The 18,226-nt window shown below is 35.7% G+C and carries 22 protein-coding genes; 5 read left to right on the top strand and 17 right to left on the bottom strand.

The window, feature by feature from the left end; all coding sequences use genetic code 11:
- Positions 1–139: 139 nt before the first annotated feature.
- The 5 genes from IPM56_02845 (at position 140) to IPM56_02825 (ending at position 6,451) form a co-directional block, all read left to right on the top strand.
- The gene (locus tag IPM56_02845) at positions 140–1,330 is read left to right on the top strand and encodes a phosphoglycerate dehydrogenase (GenBank protein ID QQS36909.1); all 1,191 of its coding nucleotides are present in this window, start codon (positions 140–142) and stop codon (positions 1,328–1,330) included.
- A gap of 75 nt (positions 1,331–1,405) precedes the next feature.
- On the top strand, positions 1,406–2,206 hold the full coding sequence (locus IPM56_02840; protein QQS36908.1) for a hypothetical protein: 801 nt from the start codon (positions 1,406–1,408) through the stop codon (positions 2,204–2,206).
- A 117-nt stretch (positions 2,207–2,323) separates the two neighbouring features.
- Complete coding sequence (locus tag IPM56_02835) at positions 2,324–3,763, top strand: trypsin-like peptidase domain-containing protein (GenBank protein QQS36907.1); 1,440 nt, start codon at positions 2,324–2,326, stop codon at positions 3,761–3,763.
- A 478-nt stretch (positions 3,764–4,241) separates the two neighbouring features.
- Complete coding sequence (locus tag IPM56_02830; GenBank protein QQS36906.1) at positions 4,242–5,072, top strand: Bro-N domain-containing protein; 831 nt, start codon at positions 4,242–4,244, stop codon at positions 5,070–5,072.
- Between the two features lie 224 nt (positions 5,073–5,296).
- Positions 5,297–6,451 carry a T9SS type A sorting domain-containing protein gene (locus tag IPM56_02825; protein ID QQS36905.1) on the top strand — a complete coding sequence of 385 codons (1,155 nt, stop codon included), beginning with the start codon at positions 5,297–5,299 and terminating at the stop codon, positions 6,449–6,451.
- Positions 6,452–6,454: 3 nt separating this feature from the next.
- Here IPM56_02825 and IPM56_02820 read toward each other — a convergent pair whose 3' ends face one another.
- The 17 genes from IPM56_02820 to IPM56_02740 all read right to left on the bottom strand — a co-directional run bounded on the left by IPM56_02820 (position 6,455) and on the right by IPM56_02740 (position 18,215).
- The gene (locus IPM56_02820) at positions 6,455–7,213 is read right to left on the bottom strand and encodes a hypothetical protein (protein ID QQS36904.1); all 759 of its coding nucleotides are present in this window, start codon (positions 7,211–7,213) and stop codon (positions 6,455–6,457) included.
- A 37-nt stretch (positions 7,214–7,250) separates the two neighbouring features.
- On the bottom strand, positions 7,251–7,595 hold the full coding sequence (rplS, locus tag IPM56_02815; GenBank protein ID QQS36903.1) for a 50S ribosomal protein L19: 345 nt from the start codon (positions 7,593–7,595) through the stop codon (positions 7,251–7,253).
- Positions 7,596–7,607: 12 nt separating this feature from the next.
- A complete protein-coding gene (gene trmD, locus IPM56_02810) occupies positions 7,608–8,282 on the bottom strand; it encodes a tRNA (guanosine(37)-N1)-methyltransferase TrmD (protein QQS38211.1) in 675 nt (224 codons plus the stop codon).
- Positions 8,272–8,790, bottom strand: a complete 519-nt coding sequence (rimM, locus tag IPM56_02805) for a 16S rRNA processing protein RimM (protein QQS36902.1) — start codon at positions 8,788–8,790, stop codon at positions 8,272–8,274. The genes trmD and rimM overlap by 11 nt, the downstream gene beginning before the upstream one ends.
- Before the next feature lie 25 nt (positions 8,791–8,815).
- Positions 8,816–9,049, bottom strand: a complete 234-nt coding sequence (locus tag IPM56_02800) for a KH domain-containing protein (protein ID QQS36901.1) — start codon at positions 9,047–9,049, stop codon at positions 8,816–8,818.
- An 84-nt stretch (positions 9,050–9,133) separates the two neighbouring features.
- The gene (gene rpsP, locus IPM56_02795) at positions 9,134–9,601 is read right to left on the bottom strand and encodes a 30S ribosomal protein S16 (GenBank protein ID QQS36900.1); all 468 of its coding nucleotides are present in this window, start codon (positions 9,599–9,601) and stop codon (positions 9,134–9,136) included.
- A gap of 27 nt (positions 9,602–9,628) precedes the next feature.
- Positions 9,629–10,954 (bottom strand): signal recognition particle protein, encoded by a 1,326-nt coding sequence (ffh, locus tag IPM56_02790; GenBank protein ID QQS36899.1) that lies wholly within the window; start codon positions 10,952–10,954, stop codon positions 9,629–9,631.
- 30 nt (positions 10,955–10,984) lie between these two features.
- The gene (gene atpG, locus IPM56_02785; GenBank protein QQS36898.1) at positions 10,985–11,863 is read right to left on the bottom strand and encodes an ATP synthase F1 subunit gamma; all 879 of its coding nucleotides are present in this window, start codon (positions 11,861–11,863) and stop codon (positions 10,985–10,987) included.
- Positions 11,864–11,878: 15 nt separating this feature from the next.
- A complete protein-coding gene (locus IPM56_02780; GenBank protein QQS36897.1) occupies positions 11,879–13,429 on the bottom strand; it encodes a F0F1 ATP synthase subunit alpha in 1,551 nt (516 codons plus the stop codon).
- Positions 13,430–13,453: 24 nt separating this feature from the next.
- Positions 13,454–14,008, bottom strand: coding sequence for an ATP synthase F1 subunit delta (gene atpH / locus IPM56_02775; GenBank protein ID QQS36896.1), 555 nt, complete (start codon positions 14,006–14,008; stop codon positions 13,454–13,456).
- 2 nt (positions 14,009–14,010) lie between these two features.
- Positions 14,011–14,553 carry a F0F1 ATP synthase subunit B gene (gene atpF / locus IPM56_02770; GenBank protein QQS36895.1) on the bottom strand — a complete coding sequence of 181 codons (543 nt, stop codon included), beginning with the start codon at positions 14,551–14,553 and terminating at the stop codon, positions 14,011–14,013.
- Between the two features lie 45 nt (positions 14,554–14,598).
- The gene (atpE, locus tag IPM56_02765) at positions 14,599–14,820 is read right to left on the bottom strand and encodes an ATP synthase F0 subunit C (GenBank protein ID QQS36894.1); all 222 of its coding nucleotides are present in this window, start codon (positions 14,818–14,820) and stop codon (positions 14,599–14,601) included.
- 39 nt (positions 14,821–14,859) lie between these two features.
- Positions 14,860–15,708: a F0F1 ATP synthase subunit A gene (gene atpB / locus IPM56_02760; protein ID QQS36893.1), complete on the bottom strand. Its 849-nt coding sequence runs from the start codon at positions 15,706–15,708 to the stop codon at positions 14,860–14,862.
- A gap of 380 nt (positions 15,709–16,088) precedes the next feature.
- On the bottom strand, positions 16,089–16,322 hold the full coding sequence (locus tag IPM56_02755) for an AtpZ/AtpI family protein (GenBank protein QQS36892.1): 234 nt from the start codon (positions 16,320–16,322) through the stop codon (positions 16,089–16,091).
- Positions 16,319–16,714 carry a polymer-forming cytoskeletal protein gene (locus IPM56_02750; protein QQS36891.1) on the bottom strand — a complete coding sequence of 132 codons (396 nt, stop codon included), beginning with the start codon at positions 16,712–16,714 and terminating at the stop codon, positions 16,319–16,321. Before IPM56_02750 ends, IPM56_02755 begins: the two co-directional genes overlap by 4 nt.
- A gap of 11 nt (positions 16,715–16,725) precedes the next feature.
- Positions 16,726–17,577 (bottom strand): M23 family metallopeptidase, encoded by an 852-nt coding sequence (locus tag IPM56_02745; protein ID QQS36890.1) that lies wholly within the window; start codon positions 17,575–17,577, stop codon positions 16,726–16,728.
- Between the two features lie 2 nt (positions 17,578–17,579).
- The gene (locus IPM56_02740) at positions 17,580–18,215 is read right to left on the bottom strand and encodes a threonylcarbamoyl-AMP synthase (protein QQS36889.1); all 636 of its coding nucleotides are present in this window, start codon (positions 18,213–18,215) and stop codon (positions 17,580–17,582) included.
- Between the last annotated feature and the right edge of the window lie 11 nt (positions 18,216–18,226).

Below are 18,226 nucleotides of genomic sequence, written 5' to 3'. Positions count from 1 at the left end.
ATTAAATTGGTAGCCGCAACCTTCAGGTTGCGCAAGCCGAGTATTCGCAGGCTAAAGCCTGCGGCTACCAGCGATCAGATGTATTTAAGTTATTTCTTAAACAAGAAATATATTACTAATAATAAAATCAGAGGATGTTATGAAACTAAAAGTATTAGTAGCAGATAAATTTCCCGAAAAATATATCCAGCAGATGAAAGACCTTGATCTTGAAGTTGCCTACGAACCAAAGCTCGGAGAAAAAGATCTTCCTGCCGCTGCGAAAGAAGTTGATATACTTATTGTACGCTCAACAATCGTAAATGAAGAAACAATCAACTCAAGTAATAAACTGAACCTGATCATCAGGGCAGGTTCAGGAGTAAATAACATTGCTATTTCTGCTGCAAACAAAAAAGGAATTTACGTAACTAATTGTCCCGGTATGAATGCAGTCGCAGTAGCTGAGTTAGCTATCGGACTTATGCTTTCACTTGACAGGTTTATTCCTGACAACGTTAGTGACTTTAACAAAAGTGTTTGGAACAAAGATAAATTTTCAAAAGGTAAAGGACTTAAAGGAAAAACACTCGGACTAATAGGTGTCGGCAACATCGGTAAAGAAGTTGCAAAACGCGCACTCGCTTTTGAGATGAACGTTTATGGAAAAGACATTACCCGCATTGAAGGAGTTCAGATAAAAGATTTCAGCGAGATGGATCAGCTTTTACCTCTCTGTGATATTGTTACTATTCACCTCCCTGCTACTCCGCAGACAAAAGGTTTGTTCAACAAACAGATGTTCAGTTATATGAAGAACGGTGCTTACCTTATTAACACATCACGACAGGATATTATTGTTGAAGACGATCTGCTTGAAGCAATAAAAGAAAAAAATATTAGAGTTGCTGTGGATGTATTTAAAGGTGAACCGGAAGGAAAATCAGGAGAAGTCTCATCTAAACTTCAGAACAACCCGAACATTTATGTAACGCATCATATCGGCGCATCAACAGAACAGGCACAGGATGCAGTTGCAGAAGAAACAGTGAACATCATTAAACACTATGTACACAGCGGTGTTATTGATCACTGGGTTAACAGGGCAAAGATAACCGATGCACACTTCCAGCTTGTAGTTAAACATTTTGATAAACCCGGCGTGCTTGCAGGAATTCTTGATGTTCTCCGTGAAGGAAATATTAATATTGAAGAGATTGAGAACATAATCTTTGAAGGCGGCATTGCAGCCTGCTGTACAATGAAATTACAAAACGCTGCAACTGCAGATATGCTGAAAAAGATGAGTGAAAATCCGAATGTGATTAGTGTTAGTCACGTGGAGATTTAGATATTAAAATAATTATGGCGATTCTAATGGATCGCCATAATTACTTTTAAAAATAAACAAAACATTTGGTGCTAAATGTACCCGTATAATTTTAAAAGTCCCGGTATTGACCATAAAAAAATTTTTGTGATTATGCCATTTGCAGTTAAATATGACTTTATTTTTAATGACTTAATTAATACTTCAGTTGAACATGCTAATGAAATCTTAAAATTTTCAGAAGATCATGAAAAACTTTTTGCTTTTAGAACAAAAGAAGATCGGGCAACTACCTGTGGATGGATTAACGTACTTCAACATTTAATGACAGCACAAATTAATATGGGGGTATTAACCGATCAAAATCCAAATGTATTTTACGAAATGGGGATTGCACACGCGACGCAACCCATTCAAAGACAAATTTTGATAGCTGACAAAGATTACAACCCAACATTTGACACAAAAGACTTAATATTTTTTAAATACAATAAAGAAAATCTTAAAGCTTCAAGTATTGAGTTGGCAAAATGGATAGTTGAAGCAATTAAAATGTATAATATTGATTTAGAAAAGGTAATTAAAAAAGCAAGAATGTCACTTGGGCCTTACGATTTTGAAGTAGTCATTAAACAATATAGTGTTAGTCATTTTACAATAGAATCAGAGAACGAAGAACAGAATAGTTCATTTGAAAAAGATGTTTTGGGAATCAAAAATCTATGTAATGCTGGGTTATTAGGATTAAATACTATTTCCCGAGATAATAATGGTCGTAAGCAAGTGGAATACTCATACTATTGGACAAGCCTTGGTAACGATGTATTGTATATGATGAAATTGATAACACAAGATGAATTATTATTGAGGCGAAAGAATTTACCTGATTTTTTTTAACGCTTTTCAAATCAATTATTAAGTAAATATTGTCTTTTAGAAAAAGAATTTATTTGAAATATATAGTCAACCCACTAACTAAGCAGCAGTTGAATAATACACTTAAATGAGGTAACTATGGTATACAGTCGACTAAATTTTTTTTCTTTGGATTTCGTTTTTGTAAGAGGGCCCCTGATTGTCATTTTATTATTTTTTTTGTTTATACAACGTCTGTTCGGTCAATCTTCTGACGCATCAAAAGTTTTTGATGGAGTTGTAGGTTCATTAGTAGTTTTATATGGATATGATTATGATAACACTATTATTAAACAAGGTAGCGGAGTTATTTTAAATGATAAATGTCATATAATAACAAATTATCATCTTGTTAATGGCTGTTATCGAATTGAGCTTAAACATAAAGATATTTTCTATCCCCTGAAAGGTATCTTGGGCATTGATGTAAAAAAGGACATAGCAGTTCTTGAGACAAGTATAAAAAACTCTCCTAAAATAAAAATAGGCTCCGCAAAAAGAATACAGATTGGTCAGCGAATATATGCTATTGGCAGTCCGTTAGGATTTGAAAATACAATATCTGAAGGAATTGTCAGTGGCTTTCGAGAATTTGAAGGGACGGGAATAAATCATTTACAAATTACTGCTAGTATCTCGCACGGAAGCAGTGGGGGTGCAATTGTTAATCAATCGGGCGAACTCTTAGGTATTAGTTCAAGTAGTGCAAGTGGTGGTCAAAATCTAAATTTTGCAATTCCAATAAATATAGTACTAGACCTGTATAAGGAATGGGTGAAGAGAAAAAACAAAGGTTTAGATTTTTTACTTAAAGTTGAAAATTTAATATTAAATGAAAAATTTTATGAAGCAATTGAGTATGTAACTATGTTCTTGAGCAATCACCATAATGATTGGGAAATCTATACGAAAAGTGGTTATTTAAAATCTATGGTTAAAGATTATGAAGGAGCAATACTAGATTTTAATGTCTCTATAAGATTAAATCCAAATGACTATGATACATTTTTAAAACGAGCTGCGTGTAAATTCGCTCTTAACGATAATTTAGGCACAATTCAAGATTTGAACAAAGCAATAGATTTGAATCCAAACGTTTTTCTAGCTTATGAAACAAGAGCAATGGCAAAAGCTGATAGAAATGATTTTATAGGTGCGATTAATGATTATAGTAAAGCAATATCTATTAATCCGAAAGAATCAAGAATTTACCAAAATCGAGGAATAGCAAAATTGAGGCTTGAAAAATATCATGCAGCATTAGAAGATTTTAATTTGGCACTGGAACTAGACAAAACTAATCCAGCTATATATCTATCTAGAGGCGGATGCAAATTTAATATGGCTGACTATAATGGTGCCTTGGAGGATTTCACAAAAGCAATTGAAATTGACACAAATTGTTCTGAAGCATATTTGAAACGTGGACTTGCTCAATATAGTTTAGGAAATAAAATGAAGGGGTGTTTAGATTTAACAAAAGCGAAAGAGCTAAGGAATAGTACTGCCGATGAATTGTTAAACCAACTTTGCTACTAGAATTAAAGTTTCATTATTCAACACGGCAGGTATAAATCGAGATTTTCAATAAACTTCATTTTTGTTATCTAGACAATTACAGATTCTTAAAAAGTAAAATCGATTCACTTTTTACAATTGTAATAAATACATGATAATTCAACATACTTGCTAAAAACCAAATCTTAACAGCAATATTACTTTGAATTTCTAATCTCTTCCTCCTTCTATACAATTAACTGATATTTATTAACACGGCATCCTGTTTGATTTTATATCTCATTAACATCAAACAGGATTACAAAATGAAACGATTAATACTTTTCGTGTGTTAATACCCCCATTCTCACAACGTACTTTTATTTATGATACTGCTATTATTTAAGAAATAGTTACTTACTTTTATTAAATTATAATCACATTAAATAAGCAACCGAAATCAAATTCGCACTTCACTTAAAATATGCATGTGCAGGATTAACACTAATTCAGGTAAACCATGAGCAACATAAAACTTTTTGAATCAAAAAAAATTCGTTCGGTCTGGAATGAAGAAGATCAAAAATGGTATTTCTCTGTCGCAGATGTTGTTGAGGCATTAACGGATACATCAAATCCGACAGACTATATTAAAAAGATGAGAAAACGGGACGAAGAATTATCCAAAGGGTGGGGACAAATTGTCACCCCCCTTGAATTAGAAACGACGGGAGGAAGGCAAAAGGTTAATTGTTCAGATGTTGAGGGATTACTGAGAATTATTCAGTCTATCCCCTCCCCCAAAGCTGAACCATTCAAAAGATGGCTTGCAAGAGTGGGATATGAACGACTTGAAGAGATAGAAAACCCTGAACTTGCTTCTAAAAGGATGCGGCAGATTTACAAAGCGAAAGGTTACAGTGATGAATGGATTGAAAAACGAATTCGTGGCATTGCAATAAGAGATGAGCTCACCGAAGAATGGAAAAAAAGAGGAGTAAAAGAAAAAATTGAATTCGCTATTCTTACTGCGGAAATCAGCAAGGCAACATTCGGATTAACCCCTTCAGAATATAAAGTTGTTAAAAGTCTGCCGGGTAAAGGTGAGAATCTACGTGATCATATGAACGATCTTGAATTGATTTTTACCATGCTCGGTGAAGCGTCAACAACTGAAATAGCAAGAAATATAAATGCACAGGGATTTCCTGAAAATAAATCGGCGGCAAACAAAGGCGGGAAAATTGCCGGTGATGCAAGAGAAGCTCTCGAAAAAGAAACAGGGAAAAAAGTTGTCTCAAAAGAAAATTATCAGCAGCTATCGGAAAAGAAAAAAAGAAGATTGAAATAATAATATTTTGGTAAAATCATTATCCACTTAAAAAATGCAATTTCCCTATTTTTACTTTAGTAAATAATACATAACATTTGAACACACTTGCCAAACATCAAATCTTAACAGCAATATCACTTTGAATTTCTATTCTCTTCCTCCTTCTATACAATTAACTGATATTTATTAACACGGCATCCTGTTTGATTTTATATCTCATTAACATCAAACAGGATTACAAAATGAAACGATTAATACTTTTAGTTGTTTTGATCTGCTTCACATTCATCGTTAAAAATTCAGCTCAACAATCAATAATTGCGGATCATTCAACTGCAAAACTTTCGCTACTACAAGATGCATGGATAGATTCAGCAAAAGCAAAACTGCACATTGCTTACGGGCATACATCTCACGGCAGCCAGATAATCACGGGAATGGATGGATTGGAAAACTGGAAAGGTGTCAAGTTTGCATTCAATGAAGGCGGAACAAACGGCGCGTTAGATATAGATGACAATGCTTTTCCTGGTGCTTCAGATCTGGGTAATCCTGACAGAACTGCCTGGGCAACAGCGACAAGAAATTATCTTAACAATTCCGCAAACAGCGATGTTAATGTTGTTATATGGTCGTGGTGCGGACAGGTAAGCAGCGCAACTGAGACTGACATAAACACTTATTTAAATCTTATGACAGGCTTGGAGAATGATTTTCCAAATGTAAAATTTGTTTATATGACCGGACACCTTGATGGTTCAGGATTAACAGGAAACCTTCATCAGCGAAACCAGCAGATAAGAAATTATTGTATTACCAATAATAAAATACTTTATGACTTCAATGATATTGAATCATACGACCCTGACGGAAATTATTTTCTGGATAGAGATGCAAATGATAATTGTGATTACGACAGTGATAACAACGGAAGTCTTGATAAGAACTGGGCAACTGATTGGCAGAACACTCACACTCTTAATGTTGACTGGTATCAGTGTTCAGCAGCACACAGCCAGCCTCTTAACGGTAATTTAAAAGCCTATGCTGCGTGGTGGTTGTGGACAAGACTTGCCGGATGGAATCCTGTCAGCAATGTTGAAGTACCTGTTGAAAATCCAAAAGGATTTATTTTATATCAGAATTATCCGAATCCTTTTAACCCGTCAACTACCATCAGTTGGCAGTCTTCAATCACCAGCCGGCAAACTTTAAAAATTTATTATGTACTTGGGAATGAAATTGCCGTTCTGATTGATGAAATAAAACCTGCCGGTAAATATGAAATTGAATTTAATTCTTCATCCGGGATCAGTGATCTGGTATCCGGCATCTATTTTTACAAACTACAGGTTGGTGAATTTACAGAAACTCGGAAAATGATTTTGCTGAAATAAAAATCAGGAAACGAATTTTATATCGATCATTTCCTTAATTATTCCGTGGTAATAAGGAAGTTCGAGAAGAAGTTTTATTCCCTCAATATCCTGTTCATCGAAAGTGAAAATAAGATGCTGGATATTTGATACAATAAATTCCATTGCTTGCTGCGACTGGTCTTTAAAGATAGATACAAAATTTAGTCCCTCGGTATTACCAAGATCATTCTTATAAATATTTACAAATTGTTTAAGACTATCCTCTGATGAGGACGCCAGGATAAAATTAACATAAGGTGCATTTATTAATTCAGTTACTTCTTCAGCAAGGGTAATTCCGTTCAGAAAGCGGTTCTTCTGAAAATTTTCTGATCCGGTAACAAGAAAATTTTTATCCGAAGTAATTTCACCAGAACTATTAAGAGAAACAGATACATCAAGATTATAAAGTTCTTTAAAAATTATTTTACTTAGTATCACTTCGTTAGTCGAAACATCACCGCTTAACATCAACTCGGCAAGATCTTCATCACCGTGTTTAAAATATATCATCGAGTTGGAGATTGGTCCATCGAATGATATTCCAATTTCGGAAGAGATGAATAGCTCTTTATGGTTAATTAAATCAAGTGTGGGTATCAATGCGATTGAACCGGGTTCTTCAGACAACTTTTTAGCGAGTAATGCTGATGGAGCAAATTCAGATTTAATTTCTTTAACTGACTTAACAGCAGAAAGAAAGATCTCAGCAAAAATATTTTGTGGAAGAAATAATTTCATAATAAAAAAGCCGCTGCTTGAGCGGCTTTGTAAAAATTTAACTCTTTTTACTTTTAATTCTTGCTGCTTTACCTGAAAGGTTTCTGAGATAGTAAAGTTTAGCGCGTCTTACATTACCTTCTTTAAGAAGTTCAACTTTTGCAATTTTTGGTGAGTTGTAAGGGAATATTCTTTCAACACCAACACCGCTTGCAATTTTTCTAACGGTAAATGTTCTGTTTGTGCCTTCGCCTCTGATGCTTATAACATCGCCTTCAAACGGCTGAATACGTTCCTTATCACCTTCGATTACCCTGACATGTACGCGTACATGATCTCCGGAATTAAATTTCGGGAGATCAGTTCTCATCTCTCCGGCTGATATATTATTTAAGTTTATCATTTTTAGTCTCCGCTAATTATTTATTTTTTTCCAATTCTCTGTTAAAATTTTTGATTGCTCTGCTTTCCAGTTTTTAATTTCTTTTTCATTTCCTGAAAGAAGAACATCCGGTACTTTCAATCCTTTATATTCCGCGGGTCTGGTATAATAAGGAGCTTCTATCCTCTCCCCATCCTGGAATGAATCGTCAAGAGCTGATTCACTGTCATTAAGTACACCGGGAATCAATCTTATCACTGCATCAATCATTAATAGTGCAGGAAGTTCACCACCTGTAATAACAAAATTTCCAATCGAAAATTCTTCGGTTGCAAATTTAGCTCTCACGCGGTCATCAATTTCTTTATAATGTCCTGCAACAAACAGAATATTTTTTGCTAATGATAATCTGTTAGCCGTTTTCTGATCAAATATTTTTCCTTTCGGAGTTGTGAAAATAATATGATCGTACTTTCGTTCAGAAATTAATTTTTCAATACATTCAAAGAACGGTTCCGGTTTAAGAACCATGCCAGGTCCGCCGCCGAAAGGTTTATCGTCAATCTGCTTGTGTTTATCGTACGCATAATCGCGAAGATTATGAATAATGATTTCAACTTTTCCTTTTGTCTGAGCTCTTTTAAGTATGCTTGAATTAAGCGGGCTTACAAGCAGGTCAGGCACTGCGGTTATTATATCAATCCTCATTTTCGTCTTCATAAATTTCACCAGGATAAAGAGTAAGAATCTTTTTTTGAGGATCAAAACTTTCAATAAAATCAAGAACAGCAGGAAGCAGAAATTCACTTCCATCATCTTTCAGTATCACGTAAACATCATTTGCAGGATAAGACAATACATCTTTAACAATGCCAAATGATTTTTCTTCTTTAATGACTGAACTGCCAATAACATCGTGAACGAAAAAATTATTTTCCGGCAGTTTAATCAGTCCGTCAGAGTCTACGTAAACATTTTTATCAATGAACACTTTCACCTGTTCGGGTGAATCAAAGTTGAGGAACTTGAGATAAATAATATCCTTCTCCTGCTTAACATCCTCAACAGCAATTTCCTTTTTAGCATTAAAAAAATCCACGAACACTTTTTTTAGATTTAAAAAACGTTCGGGAAAATCCGAATAAGATTTAATCTTAACAAAACCATTTTTGCCTGAAGCAGAAACTATTTTAGCGATTAAAAAATATTCGGTCACAAAGGAAATAAAAAATCCTTTTTAATTAATCTAAAATTTCAAGAACAGCACGCTTCCCTTCTTTAGCGGCGATTGCCGTAAGAAGTGTACGCATTGCCTGTGCCGTCTTGCCTTGTTTTCCGATGACTTTACCAACATCATCGGCTTTAACTTTAAGAGCAAGAACAACTTTGTTATCTTCGGGAGTTTTTTCCTCGATGACAACACTATCCGGGTGATCAACCAGATGTTTTGCGATGAACTCGATGAACTCTTTCATAGAAACAAGCCTCCTTTTTTAGTATTGGAGCAGGGAGCTTTAGAAATATGTACAGAAGAATTCCTCGGCAATGGGCCTGATCAATCAGCCCTGGTCGCTTGGAGTTTCGTCAGAAGCCGCGCCCTTCGCTTCAGCTGTACCTTTTTCAGAACCTTCTACATCTGTGGCTTTTTCTTTTGCAGAACTATCCGATTTGGATTTCTTTTTCTGAGTTCCCCTGACCGATTTAGCTTCCTGAATTTTCTGCCAGCTATCCATCTCAGCCTGAAATTTATCTTCCGATAATTTTCTTCGGGTCAGTTCTCGCTTAAGGATTATTCCTTTTTGTGATAGTAGACTTTTAACTGTATCTGTTGGCTGTGCGCCAACATTTAACCAATATAAAGCTCTGTCTTCTTTTATTTCAACCGTATGGGGATTGGTCAATGGATTATATAAACCAATTGATTCCAGGAATTTACCATCACGTGGTGCTCTGGAATCTGCAGCAACTACTTTGTAAATAGGCTGTTTCTTTTTTCCCATTCTTCTTAATCTTAACTTAACGGCCAAGTTATTTTTTCCTCCACTATAATTAGATCAATTAAATTTTAAACCATTTAAGGCGGATTTACTAAATCCTTGTTTTGAAAACCTGCTCATCATTTTCTGCATTTCTCCAAACTGTTTTATCAGTCTGTTTACATCCTGAATCGATGTTCCGCTACCGCGCGCAATTCTTTTTCGTCGTCCGCCATTCAATATTTTCGGGCTTTTTCGCTCTTCATTTGTCATTGAATTGATAATTGCCTCAACTTTTACAAGTGCATTATCATCAATTTTAGCGTTCTTTATCTGTGAACCAAGACCGGGAATCATACCCAGTAAGGACGATAAAGCGCCCATCTTCTTGATGGCTTTAATTTGCTTAAGAAAATCCTCAAAATCAAATTTATTTTTACGAAGCTTTTCTTCTAATTCTTCAGCGGCATCTTCATCAAAATTCTGTTGTGCTTTTTCAACTAGTGATATTACATCACCTCTTCCTAAAATCCTTGAAGCTAACCTGTCAGGATGAAAGACTTCTATGAAGTTTAATTTTTCTCCATTACTTACAAACTTAATCGGTTTGCCAACAACCGACCGGATTGATAATGCTGCCCCGCCTTTTGAATCACCATCAAGTTTTGTAAGAACAATACCATCATAGTTAACTCTTTCATGAAAAACTTTTGCAGAATTAACTGCATCCTGACCGGTCATTGAGTCAACAACAAAAAGCGTTTCTGTCGGCTTTACAAGGTCACGAATGTCGGCAACTTCATTCATCATTTCTTCATCAACATGAAGACGACCGGCAGTATCAATAATTATCGTATCTAAATTATTTTCTTTTGCGTATTGAAGTGAATCAGAAGCAATCTTTCTTGCATTCTTCTCTTCAAGTGAAAAAACCGGAACGTCAATTTGAAGTCCCAATAATTTTAGCTGATCAATAGCGGCAGGTCTGTAAATATCTGCGGCAACAAGTAAAACTTTTCTGGAGTTTTCAGAAAGTTTTTTTGCAAGTTTAGCGCTGAAGGTTGTTTTACCTGAACCCTGCAAACCGACTACCATTATAACCGTAGTTCCCGAACCATTAATTTTTAGTTCACTGTTGGTTCCGCCTAAAAGGAGGGTCAGTTCATCATAAATAATTTTTGTTATTAACTGACCAGGTGTAATTGAATTTATTACCTGCTGACCAAGTGCTTTTTCAGTAACCTTTTCAATAAACTCTTTTGCAACTTTATAGTTAACATCCGCATCAAGAAGAACACGTCTTATTTCTCTGAGTGTATCGGAAATGTTTTTCTCGGTGAGTTTGCCCTGCCCTCTTATCTTCTTTAAAGTGTTTTCAAACTTAAGCGTTAGATCTTCAAACATAATTATCCACCAAAAGCCAATCTCAAATCATCAACTCGATTTCAGTGCGTTTGCACCGGAAACAATTTCAAGTATCTCTTTAGTTATCGCAGCCTGTCTTTCCTTATTGTACTTAAGCTGTAAAGTTCTTATCAGTTCTTTAGCGTTAGTTGTAGCGTTATCCATTGCAGTCATTCTTGCACCAAGTTCAGAGGCGTTCGATTCAAGTAATATTCTCCACAACTGTGCTTTTAGATGTTTGGGAAGTAAATATTCAAAGATAGACTTTTGATCAGGTTCATAAATAAAATTAACATCAGAAGTTTTTTTATCTTCTGAAGTATTTACAGGAATTGGTAAATACTGTTCAACAACTAACTTCTGCTGGATGATAGATTTGAACTCGTTATATATGACAACAACTTTATCAATCTTACCGTTGACGTAGTTATTAATTATTTCATCTGCAATTGATAAAGCTATATCATACTTTAATGAAGAGAACAACCCTATATTCTTTCCAAGTATGTTATAATTTCTTTTACCAAAGAAATCACTACCCTTTTTACCAACGCAATAAAGTTGATATGAAACGCCTGTATTTACAACTGATTCTTCTTCAACATACCTGACAGCTTCTTTAATTATATTTGTGTTGAAAGCGCCGCAAAGTCCTCTGTCTGCCGATACAACAATAACAGCTACATTTTTTACTTCACGTTGGACAAGAAAAATATTGTTCAGTTTATTTTCTTCAGTAACAAGATCATTAAAAAGAGAGAATATTTTTTTAGCATACGGACGTGCATTAATGATATTATCCTGTGCACGGCGTAGCTTAGCAGCAGCTACCATCTTCATAGCTTTGGTAATCTGCTGTGTGTTCTGCACACCTTTTATTCTTCTTTTTATGTCACGTAAAGTTGCCATTATTATTTAAATATTTTATATGCTCTTTTTAAATACTGAATTGAATTCGGCTGCTGCTTTCTTTATCTGTCCAATTACTTCATCGTTAAGTTGTTTTTCTTTTTTAATCGTTTCGAATATTGAACTGTATTTTACTTCAATAAATTCTAAAATTTCTTTTTCATAACGTTTAACATCAGCAACAGGTACTTCATCAAGGAACCCGTTTGTTCCCAGATAAATACTTATAACCTGGCGTTCAACCGGAACCGGGGTATATTGACCCTGTTTTAGAAGTTCAACAAGGCGGGCACCTTTATTAAGTGTTCTTAATGTCGCTTTATCAAGATCGGAACCGAATTTTGCAAATGCTTCAAGTTCTCTGTACTGCGCAAGATCCAGTTTTAATGAACCTGCAACTTTTTTCATCGCTTTAATCTGTGCATTACCACCAACACGTGATACAGAAATACCAACGTTAATAGCAGGTCTTACACCTGCGTTGAACAGGTTTGATTCAAGATAAATCTGACCATCTGTAATTGAAATAACGTTTGTAGGTATGTATGCAGAAACGTCACCCTGCTGTGTTTCAATAATCGGTAAAGCAGTTAAACTGCCGCCGCCTAAATCATCACTAAGTTTTGAAGCTCTCTCTAATAATCTTGAGTGAAGATAAAAAACGTCTCCGGGATAAGCTTCACGTCCTGGAGGTCTTCTTAATAATAACGAAAGTTCGCGGTAAGCAGCAGCCTGCTTTGAAAGATCATCATAAATTACAAGTGCGTGTTTACCATTATCCCTGAAGTACTCACCCAACGTAGCTCCTGAATAAGGAGCGATAAACTGTAGAGGAGCCGGCTCAGATGCGGATGCTGATACAACAGTTGTGTAAGCCATAGCACCGTGTTCCTGAAGTTTCGCAACTACCTGCGCAATGGTCGAACTTTTTTGACCTATAGCAACATATATACAATACACCGGGTTAATACCAAGCTTCTTTGCCTCATCGCTATGAGTATATTTTTGATTGATGATAGTATCAATAGCTACTGCAGTTTTACCTGTTTGCCTGTCACCAATAATTAATTCTCTTTGTCCTCTTCCGATTGGAATCATTGCATCAACTGCAGCGATACCGGTTTGAAGAGGCTCTTTAACCGGCTGACGCTGAATAACACCAAGTGCCTTTCTTTCAATAGGTAAAAACTTTGTAGTGTTTATTGCACCTTTACCGTCTACAGGAACGCCGAGTGGAGTTACAACTCTTCCCAACATTTCTTCACCAACAGGCATAGATGCAACGCGTTTAGTTCTTTTTACTGTATCGCCTTCTTTAACAAATGTTGACTCACCGAATAACACGCATCCGACACTATCTTCTTCAAGGTTTAACACCATTCCAAATACATCATTCGGAAATTCAACAAGTTCACTCGCCATTACTTTAGATAAGCCGTAAACGCGGGCGATACCGTCACCAACCTGTAAAACCGTACCGACATCGTAAACATCGACTTCGGATTCAAACCCGGTCAATTGTTTTCTTAATATCGCTGATATTTCATCTGGTCTTACTTCAGCCATTTTTTCTTTCCTTTAAATTCGTTTTTAGTTCAAAGCAGGTCCGCCCTGCAAAAATTTTTTCTTTAATAAATCAAGTTGATGTTGAATTGAGGCATCATAAACCGAATCACCAACCCTTGCAATAAATCCGCCAATAACATTAGTATCCAGCACAAAATTCAAAACTACTTTTTTCCCTGTTAGATGTTCCAGATTTTTTTTCAATTGATCTGTTTGCTCACGTGTAAACTCAAATGCAGTTTTGATTTCGACTTCGACTAAACCAAGTTTTTCATTCCTTAATTCAAAAAACTTTTCGATTATACTTTGCAAAAGATCAATACGATTTTTTTCAACTACAAAGTTCAGGAAGTTTGTTGTTTCAGAACTGACTTTTCCTGCAAAGATTTCTTTGAGAATACCAGCTTTAGCTTCCGCTTTAATTACCGGACTTGCCAACAATCTTTTAAGTTCATTACTTGATTTAAGAGCTTTGTAAATCAGGTCAACATCAGTATATACTATATCCAGCGACCTCTTTTCGAGCGAGGTTTCAAGCAGAGATGAAGCATATCTTATTGATACTTTGTGATCAGCCATAGTTAATTCTTTGTTATTTCACTTATATAACTATCAGCAAGTTTCTTGTTCTTTTCAGCATCAAGATTTGTCTTGAGTATCTTCTCCGCAGCATTAACGGCAATCTGCGCTACCTGCGTTTTAAGTTCATCGAAAGCAGCATCTTTTTTCCGCTCAATTTCTGCAGTCGCATCATCAAGAATTTTTTTAGCCTGTTCCTTACTATCGTGAAGCATTTGTTCTTTTAATTTTTCTGCGAACATTCTGCTTTGTTCAATTATCTTTCTTGATTCTTCTTCAGCTTTAGCAAGATTTGCTGAATTTTCATCAAGGATTTTTTTGGCTTCATCTTTTGCTTTTTCTGCTTTCTCAAGTGATTCCTTAATTGCATTTTCACGCTGATCGAGTGCAGTGAGAATAGGTTTCCATGCAACTTTTTTAAGAATCAAAAGAAGCAGAACAAATGTAATTACAGTCCAGATAATCAGACCAGGATTTACATCAAGTAAAGTTCCTCCTCCTTCGGGGCTGGCTGCTAAAACACCAAGCGTAATACCTGCAAGCATTATCTTATCCTTCTATTAAGAATTAATAAATTGATTATGCAGTGATTAAGCTTTAAGAGCGAGTAAAATACAAATAACTAATCCGAAGAAGGACATACCTTCGATAAGCGCTGCTGCAATAATCATTGATGTTCTGATAGCACCTGCTGCTTCTGGCTGTCTTCCACTGGCTTCCATTGCTGAACTTGCAAGTTTACCAATACCAAGTCCGCCACCGATTACTGTTAAGCCTGCACCTATACCGGCTGCCAACCATGCTAAATCCATTTGTATTCTCCTTTATAATTAATTTATTGTTTGTTTTTTTTAATGTTCCTGGTGAACTGCCATACCGATAAATAGTGATGACAGCATTGTAAAAATATAAGCCTGAATTAAGGCAACAAGAATTTCAAGTAGGTAAATAAATAGCGCAAAACCAATTGAAACCGGCGCTACAAAAACAGTCTGCATAAAAAATATTAAACCTATCAATGCAAGAATAACTGTATGACCAGCGATCATATTCGCAAAAAGCCTTATTGCCAAAGCAAACGGTTTGGTGAATAATCCTAAAATCTCAACCGGTATCATTATTATTAACATCCAGGACGGAATTCCATGAGGCACCAGTCCTTTCAAGTAACCAAAAACTCCATTGCTTTTCATACCGCCAAATTGTGTAACAACAAATGTTATAATAGCTAAAGATGCAGTTACCGCAATATTACTTGTAAACGTTGCTGAGAAGGGGATTAATCCTAAAAAGTTTCCGAACAGGATAAAGAAAAAAACAGTTAACAGGTACGGTAAAAATTTATTGTAATGATGACCGATCGTTGGTCTGGCAATTTCATCCCTAACAAACACAACAAGTATTTCAAAGAAGTTTGCAATCCCTTTTGGCACCAAAGATTTTTTATATTTCCCGGCAACAATTGAAAAAATAACTAACACCAACAGCGCAGCAAGCCACATAAAGATTACATGCTTTGTTGGGGTTATATCTATCCCAAAGACAAGCGGGAGTTGTGGAATATGTATTTCACCGATTGGTAAAAAATCCAGCGTTCTGCCATCCATTATATGATGTAAAATCCAGCCGCTATCATTTCCACCTGAATGCTTCAGTGTATCGGCAACGGCCAAAGTATCACTTAGGTTTCCAGAAAACATAAAATGTCAGTTTTTCCTGAGATTTAGATATATAATTTCAATACTAAGGTGTAAAAAGTAAAAAAATAAGATTGAAAATATAAAGCTTAAAGGTTTTAATTCCAAGAAAAGCAGACACATTAATACTGCTAAAAGTGTGAGGAAAAGACGAATCAGGATTCCCCCCAAAATACTTACAAGAAACACTGAATTTGACCTGATAATCCCGATTCTAAAAAATATTATTCCGACCAGGAAATTGATGAGACTAATTCCTGCAGCGACCATAATTGAGAAAAAATCAATGCCTCCAATGAATCCCAGGAGATAAAGAACGACAACAACTAAGAGCATCAAAGCCTGAATAATCAGACCTAGCCTGAAAAAACGGGAAGCTTTATTCATTGACCACTTTTTGTAACTGACTTAATGAAATGATACATCCCCGCGGCTACCCCAATGAAAGATCCTACAATTGTCAGAACCGGATTTGTATTTAACTCACCATCAAGCCAAATACCCAGAAAGACCATAGCAGTGACAGTCACAGCTAATTGAGTTCCTAATCCTATGTACGGTGCAATTTCTCTGTAAGTCCGGCTCAGATCAGAAGTATCTTTACCTTTGTCACTCACTTGTTCTGTGGATTAACCGGTTCATTAAATTTAGGTAATGATATGTTACCGGAACTCATATTGCTGTTGCCATCGAATTTGGCTCCGGCTTCAACAACCAGAATTTTAGTTACTATATCACCTTTTAAATTTGCTTTGGCTTCAAGAACGATTTTTTCTTTCCCCATTACCGTTCCGGTGACTTTCCCACCAACTGTAACAACTTCTGCAGTAATTTCTCCGTTTATTTCACCATTCTCACCAACGGTGACATTCCCATCAGCTCTAACATCGCCTTTTACAACACCATCAACCCTTACATTACCATTGCTTGATAGTTTACCATCAATTATCACCCCTGAACTGATTATGGTTACTTCATCTTTTCCCATATCATTATTCCTTGTTTTCAATTGTGACTCCTTTAATAGTTAATTAAATATCCCCCGGGATTTACAGGTAGTCCGTTTTTCCAAAGTTCAAAATGCAAATGAGGTCCGGTAGTTATCTGACCTGAATTACCGCTGAGAGCTATCAACTCTCCTTGCAAGACATTATCTCTTTCTTTTTTCAAAATAACAGAGCAATGTTTATAGAATGAAATAAAATTATCCGGATGAGCAATGATGATCGTAAATCCATCATCGCTTGTAAAGTCAGCAAATACTATGAATCCATTTCCTGCACTGTAAACGGGTGTCCCGGATTTCACTACAAAATCCACACCCATATGACCGATATCCGGATTAAAATCCCTGCTAATAAATCCGTTCACAGGTTTTGAAAAATAAGGATTTTTAGGGACACTATCGCGTTCACCTAAGAAAAGTTTTCTAAAGATGTAAAGAATACTTCCATCTGCCGGATTTTTTTTCTCCTCTTTCTTTTCGGGTTTTACTTCATCTTTAAATAGAGTTGAATCTCCGAGAGATACAGCACGTTTTAATCTTTCATTTGCAGTCTTCATTCCTTCGAGTTCCAGTAGTAAAAGATTTATTTTATCAACCAGAACTCTCTCTTCTGCACGAAGAACGCCTGCATTGCGTGGCGGCAAAATATAATCACCCAAACCGGTCACTGAGTAAAATATAAATCCAACAACAGAACCAATAAAGCTATACATGAGAAAAGCTAAAACCACATTGCGTGTTGAGAGTTTGTAGGATTTCATTTCTGAAGAGGAATCATGTGGTACAATCAGGAATGAATAATTTTTTATTTTTGAATACTTCTGACGTAAACTTTTAACAAACCGGTTTTCTGAAATTTTTCCCATGATCATCTGAATTTTTTAATTATATCATCAAACTGAATCTTACCTTCTCTTAACAAAACTGGCTCACTCCCAGTTAGATCAATAAGAGTTGAAGCTACATAGTACGACTTTCTTTTTGTAAAGAACATGTACTCAACTTCATGTCCAAATTCCTCTTCGATTACACTTGGCTGCAGCAACGATTCTCTATTCGCCCTGTTAACACTGGTAGATATCAAAGGCATCTGAATCTCGTTCAGGAGTTTCAGGCAAAACCTGCTGTTTGGTACTCTGAATGCAGCGGTATCTGACTGAAGCAGTTCCCGCGTTTTGGAATTAAGTTTGAGAACAACGGACACAGGGTTAGGCCATATTGATATAAGAAAATCAAGATGATTTTCAGAATTCAATTCAATATACTTTTGCAATTGTTCGATTGAACCGATAAGCAAAATATATTTTTTATCATTTGAGCGTCCTTTGATTTCGTTTATTCTGCCGACAACTTCATCGTTAAAAGGATTACCGCCCAAACCGTAAATCGTATCTGTCGGATAAATAAATACCTGTCCCTCAAAATAAAGTGTCCGTGCTTTTTGAACAGCTTCATCAATCCTGGTGTCTGTGTTTATAAGTTTAATAATTTTAGTCTGTAACAATTTTCTTTCCT

It is taken from the genome of Ignavibacteriales bacterium (assembly GCA_016700155.1).
Lineage (GTDB): Bacteria > Bacteroidota > Ignavibacteria > Ignavibacteriales > Ignavibacteriaceae.
This window is presented reverse-complemented; position numbering and strand designations above follow the sequence as displayed.